Origin of the sequence: Vibrio sp. Vb1018 (genome assembly GCF_033338775.1) — a bacterium.
Classification (GTDB): Bacteria; Pseudomonadota; Gammaproteobacteria; order Enterobacterales; family Vibrionaceae; genus Vibrio; species Vibrio alginolyticus.
On the sequence record NZ_JAWOTI010000007.1, the window covers coordinates 1 to 14,899 of the forward strand.

Genomic DNA, 14,899 nt, shown 5'->3' on the forward strand with positions numbered 1-14,899 from the left:
AATGGAGGCGCCTCCCGGAGTCGAACCGAGGTCCACGGATTTGCAATCCGCTGCATAGCCACTCTGCCAAGGCGCCTCATTTGTGAATAAAGCTAAGCTTTTTCACCACCCTTTCGAGCCGTGCTCTCTTGGGTACGGGATGCATTCTACGGATTCGAGCGATCGAGTCAACACTATTTTTATTTTTTTAAATCGTTTGACTAGAATTTGTGCGAAAGACGATGGATTGCTTAGTTTTAATACTAAAAATCGCTTAAATACACTTGTTTATCATAAAACTTTGGCTACGCCTTACACTGCTGGCCGTGCGTTGCGTGCATTGAAGTATTAATAATCAGAAGACTCGCCTCTCTAAGACTCTCCAAGGACAAAAACAAGACTTAGATCACAAATGGAACTCTATCGAAGCAAAAGCCCCAGATACAAGTTGCAAGCATGGCCGTTAACAAGCATTGAAAAGCGAGAGAAGCAAAAAATGCTGTAGATTGCCTTAGATACAAAAAAGCAGGCTACTAAGCCTGCTTTCTAACATCAGAATTTAATGGTGCTCTTCATTCAACAGATCGTCTTTCGCAGCAGCTAAATATTGAATCATTGACCAATATGTCAAGAAAGTTGCCACATACAAGGCCGCAAAGCCTAGCCAAACCATCCATTCATCGTAACGCCATATCAACACCCATAAGGCGAACATTTGCGAAACAGTTTTTACTTTGCCAACCCAAGATACCGCAACACTCGCTCGCTTACCGATTTCAGCCATCCATTCTCGCAATGCTGAGATAATGATTTCTCGCGCAATCATCGTTACCGCAGGAATGGTCACCCAAATTGAATGATAATGTTCCGTGATTAAAATCAATGCCGTTGCCACTAGCACTTTATCAGCGACAGGATCAATAAACGCGCCAAAACGAGAAGTTTGGCCAAGTTTACGGGCCAACATGCCGTCAAGCCAGTCAGTAAAACCCGCTACCCAAAACACCATTGCTGCTGCAAACGGTGCCCATGAATAAGGTAGATAAAAGACAACCACAAAAACAGGGATTAGGAACAGTCTAAGAAGAGACAGAATGTTCGGGATATTCAAACGCATTTTATTATTCTCTTACACATTGCGGCTTAATGTTGCGCGATTTTCCTTATTGTTTCAATGCTTGGAAAATAATTTCTGCTAAAGAGTGACTTATTCCCGGTACTTTGGCGATTTCTTCGACACTTGCACGTTTAAGTTCTTGTAACCCACCCATGTACTTGAGTAACGCCTGACGTCGTTTAGGGCCGATTCCCTCAATCCCTTCGAGTGCACTCGTACGTCTAGTTTTACCTCGCTTAGCACGGTGCCCCGCTATAGCATGGTTATGGCTTTCATCACGAATATGTTGAATAAGATGCAGCGCAGGAGCATCGCTTGGTAAATGAAACTCGTCCCCATCGACTGTAATCAGCGTTTCTAAACCTGGTTTGCGAGTAACGCCTTTTGCAATACCAATCATGATAGGACGCTTTGGCCAATCCCCCCAGTACTGCGAAATGATGTCATGCGCACGATTTAACTGACCTTTACCGCCATCGATAAAGATGATGTCGGGAATTTTCTCTACGTCCAATTGCTTCGAATAACGGCGCTCCAACGCTTGTCCCATTGCTGCGTAATCATCACCACCGGTAATCCCAGTAATGTTGTAGCGACGATACTCTTGCTTTACGGGGCCTTCGTTGTTGAACACAACACATGAGGCAATCGTGCTTTCCCCCATCGTATGGGAGATATCAAAACATTCCATTCGAGCTATAGACTCCAACTTCAATGTTTCGCGAAGCGCATGAAAACGCTGATTAATCGTCATCTTGTGATTGATTTTGGTGGTAATCGCCGTTAGTGCATTCGTGTTCGAAAGCTTGAGATACCTTGCTCGAGAGCCAGTTGGCGACGTATGAAAATGAACCTTACGCCCTGCCACTTCACTTAACGCTTTCTGTATTGGCGCAATATCTTCTGCCAACTCTTGATTCAAAATAATACGAGAAGGAATTGTACGTGCTTCGTTATGGCTCAAATAATATTGAGTCAGAAAACTATCGAACACTTCCTGCTGGCTTGTATTTTGTGGGATTTTCGGAAAATGGCTACGGCTACCAAGCACTTTGCCTTGGCGTATCATCAGGATATGGATACACGCGATACCATTCTCCTGAGCAAACCCGAGTACATCCATATCATCCATGCTGTCTTCTGAGACGTACTGCTGCTCTTGAACACGCCTAATCGCTTGGATTTGATCGCGAAATTTAGCGGCATCTTCAAAGCGCAATTGCTGACTGGCAACTTCCATTTTCTCGATCAGTTGTTTGAGTACTTGCTGATCTTTGCCTTGCAAAAACATGCGCACAAAGCCAACCAACTCTGCATATTCTTCATCAGAAATGATGGTATTAACGCATGGTCCTGCACAGCGACCAATTTGGTACATCAAACATGGGCGCGTTCGGTTGGAATAGACAGTGTCTTCACACTGGCGCACAGGAAATATCTTTTGCAGCAAATGCAATGTTTCTCTTACTGCACCAGAATCTGGGTAGGGGCCAAAATATTCACCTTTGCGCTTCTTGGCGCCACGGTGGATAGAAAGCCGTGGGTGCTTATGACCGCTAATAAAGATATAAGGGTAAGACTTATCATCTCGCAGCAACACATTGTATTTCGGTAAATACTGCTTGATGTAGTTATGCTCTAAGATCAGCGCTTCTGTCTCAGTGTGAGTCACCGTGACGTCTATTTTGGCGATATTACTGACAAGCGCGCGAGTTTTCTCACTGTCTACTTTTTTTCGAAAGTAGCTTGAAAGGCGCTTTTTAAGGTCTTTGGCTTTACCTACGTAGATTACAACAGCTTCGGCGTTGTACATTCTGTAAACGCCGGGCTGATGAGTTACTGTCTTGAGAAAGGAAGCCGAATCGAAGGGAGGATTCACGCTAAAGGGTCTCGGTGTCCAGCATTCCGTGGCGAATCGCTAAGTGAGTTAACTCAACGTCACCATTAATGTCCAATTTACTAAAGAGTCGGTAGCGATAGCTGTTGACTGTCTTTGGACTTAAATTAAGTTGCTCAGAAATATCCGTTACCTTTTGGCCTTTGGTGATCATAAGCATGATCTGCAATTCACGTTCGGATAAGTCTTTAAAAGGGTTCTCAGAGGCTGGAGAAAATTGACTCAATGCCATCTGCTGCGCAATCTCTGGCGAGATGTAACGCTGCCCACTATTAACTACACGAATCGCATTCACCATTTCGTCAGGGCCAGCACCTTTGGTTAAATAACCAGACGCACCTGCCTGCATCACCTTGGTTGGAAACGGGTTTTCTGTATGAACGGTAAGTACGATGATTTTCACATCAGGATTCACGCGAAGAATTTTTTTAGTGGCTTCCAAGCCGCCAATTCCTGGCATGTTCATGTCCATTAAAACGACGTCAGCATGATTACTGCGACACCATTTTACTGCATCTTCACCGCTGTCAGCTTCTCCTGCTACGTTCATTCCACGGACGTCTTCAATAATACGTCGTATCCCTGTGCGAACCAGCTCGTGATCATCTACAAGGAAAACATTTATCAAACTTGTATCTCCACACTTTGTATTGGTTCTGCACCCACATAACCATTATTTGTTAAATGTGGATATCAGTATGACTGCCTATATACTAACGTAATCGACAAAAAATTGCTTTCTATGAATATGTGCTGAAACGCAAACTTTAGCAAGAACTTATTCATAAACCACTCTATTATTTTAGAGCGTGATGAGCAGAACCGAAATCTAAGAAAAGACAATTAACAACATTAAGTACAATAAATCAAGTAACTAGGTTTCATATTGCCCAGAGAAACACGCTATAACTTAAAATGACACTGTCCCTCTTGCACCAAAGACTAACTTGTAATCACTAATTCCAGCAAAAATTTGAGACGCTTTCTTTACTGGTTATTTTTACAGTTCTTAGTGTTAAACTAACGTTCTTCAAGTTTTCTAAGGTTTCTCACATTTGAATATTCAACAAGGCTTCCTGCTAACTCGACAGGCACGAGACATCAAAGGTCAAACTCAAATCGAGCTGTGGCTTTCGACAGAAGCAGGTCCTACTCAGTTAATTATTAATGGTGAGAAGCCAGTATTTTTCATCGCTCAGAAACACTCAGAGCAAGCAAAAACACTCGCACGAGAAAAAAACATATTCGTCGACATCCGCCTTTTGGATCTCAAAACGTTTGAACATACGCCTCTTGCTGCCTGCTATACCAATGTAACCAGAGACGCTCTCGCACTCAAAGACACATTCGCTCAAAAAGATATCACTACGTATGAAAGTGATATTCGCCTCGCCGATCGCTACCTAATGGAGCGTTTTATCAAAGGCAGTATCGAGTTTACAGGCAATGTGACTCGCACCAATGGCTACCAACGCGTCCAGAGCGCAAAATGCCGTGCGGGGCAATATGAGCCGAAGTTAAACGTTGTCTCGTTAGATCTAGAATGCTCTGAGAAAGGCATTCTTTACTCAATCGGATTAGACAGCGTCATGGATTCCCGCGTTATCATGATCGGAGAACCAGAACCTTCGGAGACACCGATACAGTGGGTTAAGGATGAAAAAGCGCTTCTAGAAGCACTCATCGTTTGGTTTAAACAATTCGACCCCGATGTCATTGTCGGTTGGAACGTCATTGATTTTGACTTTCGTCTGCTACACAAACGAGCAGAATGGCACAACATGAAGCTAATGCTTGGTAGAGCAGACCAAGCCAGCTTTTTCAGAAGTTCATCTCAAAGCCAACAAGGGTTTATTTCCATTCCAGGGCGAGTTGTAATGGACGGTATCGATACGTTAAAAACGGCGACTTATCACTTTCGGTCTTGGTCATTAGAGTCTGTATCTCAAGAACTCTTAGGGGAAGGGAAAGAAATCCACAACGTTCATGACCGCATGGATGAGATCAATCGTATGTACCGCTCCGACAAACCATCGCTGGCTAAATATAATTTACAAGACTGCATGTTAGTGAATAAGATTTTCAATCACACTCACCTGCTCGACTTTGCAATAGAGCGCTCTCGTCTCACTGGTGTCGAACTGGATCGTGTCGGCGGTTCGGTTGCAGCATTCACAAACCTATACATGCCTCAGGTACACCGAGCAGGCTACGTTGCTCCGAACCTACACCCTGAAAATTGGATTGCCAGCCCCGGCGGTTACGTGATGGACTCCATCCCTAACCTATATGATTCTGTTTTAGTATTGGATTTTAAGAGTCTATATCCATCGATTATTCGCTCTTTCTTGATTGATCCTATGGGTTTAGTTGAGGGGTTATTGCTCGATATTGGAAAAGAAGAAAATCAGGCTGTACCTGGCTTTCGCGGTGGGCAGTTCCATCGTACGAAACACTTTTTACCAGAAATGATTGAAAAGCTTTGGGCAGCACGTGATGTGGCAAAGAAGAACAATGAAAAAGCTTTTTCTCAGGCAATCAAAATCATCATGAACTCCTTTTATGGCGTACTGGGCTCATCGGGATGTCGTTTCTTTGATACTCGGTTAGCTTCTAGTATTACCATGCGCGGACATGAAATCATGAAGCAAACTAAGGTGCTGATTGAGGAGCAAGGATATCAAGTGATTTACGGCGATACGGATTCCACATTCGTGTCGTTGAATCGACCATACAGTCAAGTAGAAGCTGACGCTGTTGGAAATCAACTAGTTGATTACATCAACTCTTGGTGGCAAGAACACCTGCGTTCTGAGTACAACCTAACATCTATGTTGGAAATCGAGTATGAAACCCATTATCGCAGATTCCTTATGCCAACGATTCGTGGCGCAGAAACTGGCTCGAAAAAGCGCTATGCGGGTTTAATCGGTGAAGGAAAGCAAGAACGGATTGTATTTAAAGGGTTAGAAAGTGCCCGTACTGACTGGACCTCGTTAGCACAGAAATTTCAAAATACACTCTATAGCATGATTTTCCATGGTGAAGATCCAAGCGACTATGTCCGAGAGATGGTTGAGAAAACTAACAACGGTGAATTTGATGAACAGTTGGTGTATCAAAAGCGACTGCGAAGAAAACTGCATGAGTATCAGAAGAACGTCCCGCCACAAGTGCGTGCAGCTCGTTTAGCCGATGAGATAAATGCCAAGCTTGGCCGCCCATTACAGTATCAAAACAAAGGGCGAATTGAATACATTATTACCGTGAACGGCCCTGAACCTTATGAGTACCTCAATAGCCCGATTGATTATCAACATTACATTGATAAACAACTCAAACCCGTTGCGGATGCGATTCTCCCTTTCATTGGGACGGACTTTGACAGGCTTTCAGCGCCACAAATGGGGTTGTTTTAGCCGATACGAAACTCTGTTTTCTGGTACTGTTTGACTAACCAATCACCAAACGCATCAATTAGCCCGATAACAGAACGCTTGGGAATACCCCGGCCAGAAAGTAAAATTTCTAGCCGCTCGATCTCAAGCTGCTTTTCAGGATGATAAGTTAAGAATACCTTGCCACATTGTATAGGGTCATCAAACCAACGTTTATCTCGATACATCACCAAAGAGTATGACGCTCTTAGTAACTTTTTTGCAATCACGCGCTGGGCGGCCACCTGCTCTTCTATCGTCTTCGCTTGTACGATTTTTTTGCGATACACCGTAATCCAATCTTCCACATCCATATTCCAGTGCTTAGCAATTTCCCAACTTGGGACGTAATCACCGAAGCAGTCTGCTAGATCATCACCATAAACACAGACACAGCAATGCTTAAGCATAAAGCCCCAAGTAAAAATACTATCTAAATTAGCCACTTCGCTCACTAAGGCTGTACGGACCGATACACCATTAACGTGAGGGTAACTCTGCTGCGCACGCCACTTAATTGTGTTGAGCAAAGTCGCGCGATTGTGCTCAAAGGATGATTGAGTAACGACAACCAAGTCTAAGTTCGACTTCCCAACGATCGCTGTTTTGCGAGCAACACTACCGTATACATAAACGCTGTGTAAGTTTTGCCCCAGTCCACCTTTGAGACAAGCGGTGACTTCCCTAATTAAAGGCGCAAACTCTGGTTGAAATGGTTGTTTAGGATCGATAACAGGCAGAGACATGACTTAAAACGTGTTCTCAGATGGTTCAAGAAGTTGGACTATATGTTCTCTTAGCCGACTCACTGAATCAAGTCCATTCAGGTGTTTAGTCATGGGAGTAACAACAAATTTCTGCAATGAATTTTAATGCTAGGCGGCTAACTTAGCGCTATAATCACCGAGTTTTGCTTAATAAGTATGAATAGGAATATACAATGCCAAAGGCAAGTGAAATCAAAAAAGGCTTCGCAATCGAGTCTAATGGTAAAACTCTTCTAGTTAAAGACATCGAAGTAACGACTCCTGGCGGTCGTGGCGGCGCTAAAATCTACAAAATGCGTTGTACAGATCTAAACACGGGCGCACGTGTAGATGAGCGTTACAAGTCTGATGACGTTGTTGAAACGGTAGAAATGAACAAACGTGCAGTTGTGTACTCATACGCTGACGGAGATGAGCACATCTTCATGGATAACGAAGACTACTCACAATACACATTCAAGCACAATGAAGTTGAAGACGACATGCTGTTCATCAACGAAGATACACAAGGTATCCACATTATCCTTGTTAACGGTGCTGCAGTGGGTATTGAACTACCATCTTCTGTTGAGCTAGTGATTGAAGAAACTGACCCTTCAATCAAAGGTGCTTCTGCATCTGCTCGTACTAAACCAGCACGCTTCGCTTCAGGTCTTGTCATCCAGGTTCCTGAGTACATTGCAACTGGTGACCGTGTTATCATTAACACAGCTGAACGTAAATACATGAGCCGAGCATAAGCATGTCTGATTTGTTTTCTTACGACGACGTCATCGACGCAGCGTACGACATTTTCCTTGAGATGGCTCCAGATAACCTAGAGCCTGCTGACGTGATTCTGTTTACTGCGCAATTTGAAGATCGTGGTGCCGCAGAACTTGTTGAAACCGGTGATGACTGGGTTGAACATGTTGGCTTCGAGATCGACAAAGAAGTATATGCAGAGGTTCGTATCGGCCTAGTAAATGAGGAAAATGACGTTCTTGATGACGTATTTGCTCGTATGCTAATCAGCCGAGACCCTGAACATAAGTTCTGCCATATGCTTTGGAAACGCGATTAACGTTTCTTCATCATGAACAAAGATACCAGCCTAGTGCTGGTATTTTTTTATCTGCTGTTTTTGTTTAGCTGAGATATTTGTTTATCCAAAACACCCTGCTCTATATCGGCTTTAGATCCTTTTGTTATGTAACAGATAAGAAAAAGGCTTGCCGAATTGGCAAGCCTTTCTGATGTTTTGCTATCGATTAACGATGCTTGTTGCGTGCGCCTTGGTCACCAGCAGTCTTCTTCGGCTTACGACGAGAAGGGTTGTTGCTGCGACCTTTTGGTGTGTTAACACGCTCTTCATGGCGCTTAACTGCGCGACGAATTTTTTGGCTGCGTGCACGCTCACGTTTGCGTGACGTGTTGTCTTTGTTCAGATCAAGCATGGTTTCTTTCTCTGGACGAAGCTCTACAAGCTCACGCAAGTAGTTTACTTCTTTCAGGTCAAGCTCCATCCAACCGCCACGAGGCAGTTTCTTGTCTAAGAAGATGTCGCCGTAACGAACACGTTTCAGACGGCTAACGGTACACTCTTGCGATTCCCATAGTCGACGAACTTCGCGGTTACGACCTTCGTTGATAACAACGTAAAACGTGTGGTTCATGCCTTCACCACCCGCGTAAACAACATCTTCAAAGCGAGCTAAACCGTCTTCCAGTTCAACACCTTTTACTAGATTACGAACTTTCTGTTCAGTTACTTCACCGAACACACGTACTAGGTATTCACGTTCAACTTGGCGGCTTGGGTGCATTAAGCGGTTCGCCAGTTCACCATCCGTTGTGAAAAGTAGAAGACCAGAAGTGTTCGCATCCAGACGACCAACTGAAATCCAACGAGAGCCACGAATTTTTGGCAGACGATCAAAAACAGTACGACGACCTTCTGGATCGTGACGAGTACACAGTTCACCCTCAGGTTTGTAGTACGCAAGTACACGACAAATCACTTCTTCTTGAATCTTTGCAGAGACAATGTGACCATCGATACGAACTACGCTGCTCTCGTCTTCAAGTCTTTCACCAAGCTTAGCGACTACACCGTTCACGCTAACGCGACCAGATTTAATTAACGATTCAATCTCACGACGAGAACCGTGACCAGCACGTGCTAATACTTTTTGTAACTTTTCGCTCATTTATCTACCTATGTGTCGTCTTCACAGACGTCTAGACCAGGATTGGTCTGTATTTTGCTATTTACCCATTTCAGTGGGATTTTTCGGTCGGACATTATACGTAACTTTCTTAGTTAATGTAAGCTAAATCGGCGCCATTCTCCACACCAAAATTCACTTCAAAAATGACCGAAATATTTGTCCTATTCTGCAACTTTTTTACTACTTAAAGCAGGCATTGCTCAACGAGAATCCCACTAATATCGGTCTTCCTGAACCACTTTAACCACGCGGTACCTGATAAAATTGTCAGGGTTACAACAATAACCACTTGGGGTGTGTTTACTGTTCGTATTGCTAGAAAGCAACGAAAAATAAGCCGTCCCTGTTTGCTGCTAAGTAATACCAATCACCGCAGACAATGAGCGCTCATAGCAAAGCAAGGTCGTGGGTAACAAGACAAAAATTGTCTTTAAGTCATTAGTTCACATCAAAAATAACACTAATGCTATCGTGTACTCTGACTCACTAGGTTCGCTCTGCACTCTCGGCGATTGGCATAAATCAGACAAAAAGGAATAGAACAATGTCTATGCTAAATCTCGACCTAAATTGGATTTTTGGGACATCTCAAGATGACGATATGACAGGCACAAAAGGCTCTGAAACAACCGATATTTTCTTCGGCTTCTGTGGTGATGATAAGTTTGTAGGATACGGAGGTAATGATATTGTCTTCGGTGGCTGGGGAGACGATACCTTGCTTGGTGGCCGAGGTAACGACTTTGTTTCTGGCGGCTTTGGAAACGATTTCCTATCCGGCGGATTAGGAAACGACAAACTCTTTGGTGGCTGTGGCGACGACACAATTTTTGATTATTCAGGCAACAACTACTTGAGTGGTGGCTGGGGTAACGACACACTCGTTGTTGGTGATGGTGAATCAGTACTGAGCGGTGGCTGTGGAGACGACACCTTCGTGCTTACAAACCGCCTGGCTATTGGTGTACCTGATCAGCCAGTATCTTCCAACGATATTGATGTCAAAGCCGACATTGTCGATTTTAATATTTTCCATGACAAACTTGTCTTTGATATGGGCCGAGACACTGATAACGATGGCATTCGAGATACGTTCTTGGATTCAGCGGATGATCTGACTTTATCTTACAATGAATGTGGCTGGGCAGTATTCTCAAGTGATGAATACAATGTTGAAGTGACACTAAACGGTGTGAGCTCTGCATACATCAACTATGCAGAACAAAATGGTATCGACATTTTCGATTTCGCTTAACCTCAATCAGTTAAGTTCAATGAGATATTCGATATGACAACTAAAATAGGAGGCGCGATGCCTCCTATTTTGTTTGACGGTGGTGTGCGTCTACTATTCGAATGGTGCAGGGTCACCAGATCCCAAACGAACCACAACAGGTTCACCTTCGCTAAAGTCAATTACAGTCGTAGGTTGTTCACCTAGGTAACCGCCATTAAGAATCACATCAACCGCATGTTCTAGTTTATCGCGAATATCCTCTGGATCAGATTCTGTTACGTCACTGCCAGGTAGAATCAACGACGTAGACATCATCGGCTCACCTAATGCTTCCAACAAGTCCAAGGCAATTTGATTGTCTGGAACACGGATACCGATGGTCTTACGTTTTGCATTCATCAAACGACGCGGCACCTCTTTTGTGCCTTTGAAGATGAAGGTGTAAGGACCTGGTGTGTTATTTTTCAGCAGTCGGAATGCAGAGTTATCCACTCGCGCATAGAGAGAAAGCTCCGACAAATCACGACACAGTAAAGTAAAGTTATGCTTATCATCCAGACGACGAATCTGACAGATTCGTTCCAGTGCCTGTTTGTTCTCCAACTGACAGCCAAGTGCGTACCCTGAATCAGTAGGGTAAACCACAACGCCGCCGTTACGAATGATTGCTACTGCTTGATTAATCAAGCGAGCCTGTGGGTTTTCTGGGTGAACGTAAAAAAACTGGCTCATTGTAATTCCTCATTATCGAGCCTCTCGGCTCTATATTTTTATGGGTTCTCGACTTCGTATTACTGAGTATTATTCAACGAAGGATCTATTCCCCAATCTTTCCAAACTGGTTCGACGCCAGCAGGCAACCATAGGTTCCTTCCTAGCTCCATCCACGGTGATGGGTAGTGAAAATCACTGCCTTGAGAGGCTAATAGTTTGTATTGTATAGCATAATCAGCCAAGTTGCGCCTTTCTTGTTGCGCTTGCTGTGGCTGTGCAACTTCCATCGCATCACCACCCGCTTCGACAAACGCTGCTAGAAGACGCTTAATCCACTTCGCTGTCAACTTATATCTACCAGGATGCGCTAATACCGCCATTCCACCAGCCGCATGGATAGCATCAACCGCATCCTTCATCGAACACCAATTCGGTGGTACATAACCTGGGTTATTACGCGTTAGGTATTTTTTAAACACCATTTGCATGGTTTTTGCGTAACCATTATCTACCAACCATTTCGCGAAATGCGCTCTTGTCACTGGAGCATCACCGGCGATTTGCCTTACCTCTTCAAGCACACCTACTCGAGTTGCTTTTTGTAGTCGCTCTGCAATTAACTCAGATCGTGTTATGCGATGCTGCTTCTGCTGTTCTATGAGGGCAGATAATTGTTCATTTTCCGGATCGATATTCAGGCCGACAATATGAATGTCTTTGTTTTTCCAGACGGTCGATATCTCAATGCCATTGATGATTTTTATCGGCAAATTATTATCTTGAACGTATTGCTTAGCTAACGCCAAACCGTCAACCGTATCGTGATCAGTGATCGCCAAAACCTCGATATCAAAACTCAGCGCCCTTTCCACTAAATCTTTAGGCTCTAACCGACCGTCCGATGCAGTGGTGTGACTATGTAAATCAATTCTCATATTTTTATCGTTTTAATGCCGTTTTGGGGTTGACTTTTTACTCTCGCACTAGTTAACTAGTACACAAATACAAAGTACGTAATTTAAGGTTCACCATGTTACAAGAATTTAACCAAAACCAAAAAGCGAAAGTTGCGGTTTGTCTTAATAAGGCAAACTCATCAGATCTTGCTTGGTGGCGCACTTGGACTAGTTCTTGGTGGGCAAACGTATACTTCTAGTTTATAGAACCAAACGTTGTAAAGCCCGCTACTTAAGCGGGCTTTTTTGTTTTGTTGCTCATTTCACATTCAACTGCCTAAACATTAATCGAATATAGCCAACTCTAGATTGGGAGAACGTTTGCTTTATGCGACTATGTACGGCAGGAAGATTTAAACAGCTACAAGGAGGTCTTGTGAACAAGGCCATTGAAATTAAGAAACTTGGACAGCTTGAAGTGCTAACGGCTTCCGTCCCTTATACTCAAGACCCGACTCGCTTGTTCCACACACTATGTGAGAACAAAACTGACAGCCTATTGCTGGAATCTGCTGAGATCGATTCAAAGCAAAATTTAAAATCCCTGCTGATCGTAGATTCAGCGGTTCGCATTGTTTGCTTCGGCCATACCGTTAGCATGCACGCCTTGACCAATAACGGTAAAAACCTACTGTCTCACCTAAACCAGAACATCCGTGGTGACGTTGAGAGCAAGTTCGATGGCGAAACGCTAACTTTGCAGTTTAACCAGCCATGCGACACGTTAGATGAAGACTCTCGCCTACGTGAAGCCTCTTCTTTCGATGCGCTGCGTTTGGTTCAGCATAGTTTTGATATTTCACAGCAAGACAAACACGCAATTTTCCTTGGTGGTCTGTTTGCCTACGACTTAGTCGCAAACTTTGAGCCGCTTGGTAATGCCGAAGTAACAAATCAGTGTCCAGATTACGTTTTCTACGTCGCGGAAACACTACTTGTTGTCGACCATCAAACGGAATCTTGCCAGCTTCAAGCGACGTTGTTTGTTGATGGTTCAGAGAAAACAACGTTAGAGACTCGTATTGCAGAAATTAGCGTCCAGTGTGCAGCGCCAAAACTGTTGCCGAGTGCAGAGCAAATAACAGATGTAACGGTAGAACCTAGCGTGTCTGATGCAGACTTCTGCCAAACCGTTCGCGACTTAAAAGAGTTCGTAGTGAAAGGCGATGTATTCCAAGTTGTACCGTCTCGTAGATTCACTCTACCTTGCCCTTCTCCACTCGCGGCTTACAAAGAACTGAAACAAAGTAACCCAAGCCCTTACATGTTTTACATGCAAGATGAGCTGTTCACTCTGTTTGGCGCATCACCAGAAAGCGCGCTTAAGTATGAAACCGATACCAACCAAATTGAAATCTACCCAATCGCAGGCACTCGTCGCCGCGGTAAGCGCCCTAACGGCGAGATTGATTTCGACCTAGATAGCCGCATCGAACTTGAACTGCGTACCGACATGAAAGAAAACGCAGAACACATGATGTTGGTTGACTTAGCACGTAACGACGTCGCTCGTATTGCTCAAGCTGGCACTCGCCACGTAGCAGACCTTCTAAAAGTCGACCGTTACAGCCACGTAATGCACTTGGTATCTCGTGTAGTTGGTCAACTGCGTGAAGACCTAGACGCGCTACACGCATACCAAGCTTGTATGAACATGGGCACGCTAACTGGTGCACCTAAGATTCGTGCAATGCAGTTGATTCGCGATGTAGAAGGCGCACGACGCGGTAGCTACGGCGGTGCTGTGGGTTACCTTACCGGCGAAGGAACATTAGATACTTGTATCGTGATCCGCTCAGCGTACGTTGAGAACGGCATTGCTCAAGTTCAAGCTGGTGCAGGCGTAGTGTTCGACTCTGATCCGCAAGCGGAAGCAGACGAAACGCGCGGCAAAGCACAAGCGGTAATCTCTGCTATCCAAGCAGCGCATAAGTCACAATAAGGAATAGGGTTCAGAGATGGCTAATATCATTTTTATCGACAACTTTGACTCGTTCACCTACAACCTTGTGGATCAATTCCGCTCGCTAGGTCACTCAGTCAAGATTTACCGAAACAACATTCCAGCAGAAACCATTGAACAAGCGATAAACGAGCTTGAAAACCCGGTGGTTCTGCTGTCACCAGGTCCTGGTGCACCGTCAGAGGCAGGCTCAATGCCAGAGCTTATCCAACGTATGAAAGGCAAAGTACCGATGATCGGCATTTGTCTTGGTCATCAAGCAATTGTTGAAGCGTACGGCGGTACTGTTGCTGGCGCGGGCGAAATCATTCACGGTAAGGTCTCTATGATGGAGCACCAAAACCATGCGATTTACCAAAACCTACCATCACCACTTGCAATTGCACGTTACCACTCGCTGGTTGCGACCAAGGTTCCTGAGAGCCTAACCATCACAGCAGAAGTGGATGACTTGGTCATGTCTGTTGTACATGAAGAAGATAAAGTTTGCGGGTTCCAGTTCCACCCGGAATCTATTATGACGACCTACGGAGCAACACTGTTGGCCAATGCCATTGAATGGGCACTAGAAGAACAAACTTCAGCGAACCCACTCACTGCGTAAAAAGCACTTGGCACATAA

The 14,899-nt window shown here is 44.4% G+C and carries 14 protein-coding genes, 1 tRNA gene and 1 other annotated feature; of the genes, 7 read left to right on the plus strand and 8 right to left on the minus strand.

Going from position 1 to position 14,899, the window contains the following annotated elements:
* Positions 1-2: 2 nt before the first annotated feature.
* The 4 genes from R7Z10_RS09355 to uvrY form a co-directional block, all read right to left on the minus strand.
* A tRNA-Cys gene (locus R7Z10_RS09355) sits at positions 3-76 on the minus strand.
* A gap of 462 nt (positions 77-538) precedes the next feature.
* Positions 539-1,096 carry a CDP-diacylglycerol--glycerol-3-phosphate 3-phosphatidyltransferase gene (gene pgsA / locus R7Z10_RS09360; protein ID WP_005394805.1) on the minus strand — a complete coding sequence of 186 codons (558 nt, stop codon included), beginning with the start codon at positions 1,094-1,096 and terminating at the stop codon, positions 539-541.
* 46 nt (positions 1,097-1,142) lie between these two features.
* Positions 1,143-2,975, minus strand: a complete 1,833-nt coding sequence (gene uvrC, locus R7Z10_RS09365) for an excinuclease ABC subunit UvrC (RefSeq protein ID WP_080773718.1) — start codon at positions 2,973-2,975, stop codon at positions 1,143-1,145.
* A gap of 1 nt (position 2,976) precedes the next feature.
* Positions 2,977-3,621, minus strand: a complete 645-nt coding sequence (gene uvrY, locus R7Z10_RS09370; protein WP_005386783.1) for a UvrY/SirA/GacA family response regulator transcription factor — start codon at positions 3,619-3,621, stop codon at positions 2,977-2,979.
* Positions 3,622-4,048: 427 nt separating this feature from the next.
* On the opposite strand from uvrY, the gene R7Z10_RS09375 reads away from it, so the two are divergent.
* On the plus strand, positions 4,049-6,412 hold the full coding sequence (locus R7Z10_RS09375) for a DNA polymerase II (RefSeq protein WP_318104700.1): 2,364 nt from the start codon (positions 4,049-4,051) through the stop codon (positions 6,410-6,412).
* Here the strand turns inward: R7Z10_RS09375 and R7Z10_RS09380 are convergent.
* On the minus strand, positions 6,409-7,176 hold the full coding sequence (locus tag R7Z10_RS09380; RefSeq protein ID WP_017635724.1) for an elongation factor P: 768 nt from the start codon (positions 7,174-7,176) through the stop codon (positions 6,409-6,411). The genes R7Z10_RS09375 and R7Z10_RS09380 overlap by 4 nt on opposite strands.
* Before the next feature lie 194 nt (positions 7,177-7,370).
* Here R7Z10_RS09380 and yeiP point away from each other — a divergent pair, with 194 nt between their 5' ends.
* Positions 7,371-7,937, plus strand: a complete 567-nt coding sequence (yeiP, locus tag R7Z10_RS09385) for an elongation factor P-like protein YeiP (RefSeq protein WP_005376801.1) — start codon at positions 7,371-7,373, stop codon at positions 7,935-7,937.
* A gap of 2 nt (positions 7,938-7,939) precedes the next feature.
* Positions 7,940-8,260 (plus strand): HI1450 family dsDNA-mimic protein, encoded by a 321-nt coding sequence (locus R7Z10_RS09390; RefSeq protein WP_318104702.1) that lies wholly within the window; start codon positions 7,940-7,942, stop codon positions 8,258-8,260.
* 187 nt (positions 8,261-8,447) lie between these two features.
* Here the strand turns inward: R7Z10_RS09390 and rluB are convergent, their stop codons facing one another.
* Complete coding sequence (gene rluB, locus R7Z10_RS09395; protein ID WP_005376798.1) at positions 8,448-9,386, minus strand: 23S rRNA pseudouridine(2605) synthase RluB; 939 nt, start codon at positions 9,384-9,386, stop codon at positions 8,448-8,450.
* 565 nt (positions 9,387-9,951) lie between these two features.
* Between rluB and R7Z10_RS09400 the strand changes: the two genes are divergently transcribed.
* Positions 9,952-10,662, plus strand: a complete 711-nt coding sequence (locus R7Z10_RS09400) for a calcium-binding protein (protein ID WP_005376796.1) — start codon at positions 9,952-9,954, stop codon at positions 10,660-10,662.
* A gap of 93 nt (positions 10,663-10,755) precedes the next feature.
* Here the strand turns inward: R7Z10_RS09400 and R7Z10_RS09405 are convergent, their stop codons facing one another.
* Entirely contained in the window at positions 10,756-11,376 is a 621-nt protein-coding gene (locus tag R7Z10_RS09405) for an L-threonylcarbamoyladenylate synthase (RefSeq protein ID WP_005376791.1), read from the minus strand.
* A gap of 59 nt (positions 11,377-11,435) precedes the next feature.
* A complete protein-coding gene (locus R7Z10_RS09410; protein ID WP_318104704.1) occupies positions 11,436-12,293 on the minus strand; it encodes a PHP domain-containing protein in 858 nt (285 codons plus the stop codon).
* 95 nt (positions 12,294-12,388) lie between these two features.
* Between R7Z10_RS09410 and R7Z10_RS09415 the strand changes: the two genes are divergently transcribed.
* The 3 genes from R7Z10_RS09415 (at position 12,389) to R7Z10_RS09425 (ending at position 14,881) form a co-directional block, all read left to right on the plus strand.
* Positions 12,389-12,514, plus strand: a complete 126-nt coding sequence (locus tag R7Z10_RS09415; protein WP_005376787.1) for a trp operon leader peptide — start codon at positions 12,389-12,391, stop codon at positions 12,512-12,514.
* Positions 12,461-12,564, plus strand: a sequence feature (Trp leader region). It overlaps the preceding gene by 54 nt.
* 126 nt (positions 12,565-12,690) lie before the next feature.
* Positions 12,691-14,256 carry an anthranilate synthase component 1 gene (locus R7Z10_RS09420; RefSeq protein WP_318104706.1) on the plus strand — a complete coding sequence of 522 codons (1,566 nt, stop codon included), beginning with the start codon at positions 12,691-12,693 and terminating at the stop codon, positions 14,254-14,256.
* 16 nt (positions 14,257-14,272) lie between these two features.
* Entirely contained in the window at positions 14,273-14,881 is a 609-nt protein-coding gene (locus R7Z10_RS09425) for an aminodeoxychorismate/anthranilate synthase component II (RefSeq protein ID WP_054577683.1), read from the plus strand.
* Positions 14,882-14,899: the final 18 nt, after the last annotated feature.

What these genes read in the sequence shown, in the direction of transcription:
- pgsA (WP_005394805.1), bottom strand. Translation starts at nt 1,096, where the DNA reads ATGCGTTTGAATATCCCGAACATTCTGTCTCTTCTTAGACTGTTCCTA.
- R7Z10_RS09380 (WP_017635724.1), bottom strand. Translation starts at nt 7,176, where the DNA reads ATGTCTCTGCCTGTTATCGATCCTAAACAACCATTTCAACCAGAGTTT.
- yeiP (WP_005376801.1), top strand. Translation starts at nt 7,371, where the DNA reads ATGCCAAAGGCAAGTGAAATCAAAAAAGGCTTCGCAATCGAGTCTAAT.
- R7Z10_RS09390 (WP_318104702.1), top strand. Translation starts at nt 7,940, where the DNA reads ATGTCTGATTTGTTTTCTTACGACGACGTCATCGACGCAGCGTACGAC.
- rluB (WP_005376798.1), bottom strand. Translation starts at nt 9,386, where the DNA reads ATGAGCGAAAAGTTACAAAAAGTATTAGCACGTGCTGGTCACGGTTCT.
- R7Z10_RS09400 (WP_005376796.1), top strand. Translation starts at nt 9,952, where the DNA reads ATGTCTATGCTAAATCTCGACCTAAATTGGATTTTTGGGACATCTCAA.
- R7Z10_RS09405 (WP_005376791.1), bottom strand. Translation starts at nt 11,376, where the DNA reads ATGAGCCAGTTTTTTTACGTTCACCCAGAAAACCCACAGGCTCGCTTG.
- R7Z10_RS09410 (WP_318104704.1), bottom strand. Translation starts at nt 12,293, where the DNA reads ATGAGAATTGATTTACATAGTCACACCACTGCATCGGACGGTCGGTTA.
- R7Z10_RS09415 (WP_005376787.1), top strand. Translation starts at nt 12,389, where the DNA reads ATGTTACAAGAATTTAACCAAAACCAAAAAGCGAAAGTTGCGGTTTGT.
- R7Z10_RS09425 (WP_054577683.1), top strand. Translation starts at nt 14,273, where the DNA reads ATGGCTAATATCATTTTTATCGACAACTTTGACTCGTTCACCTACAAC.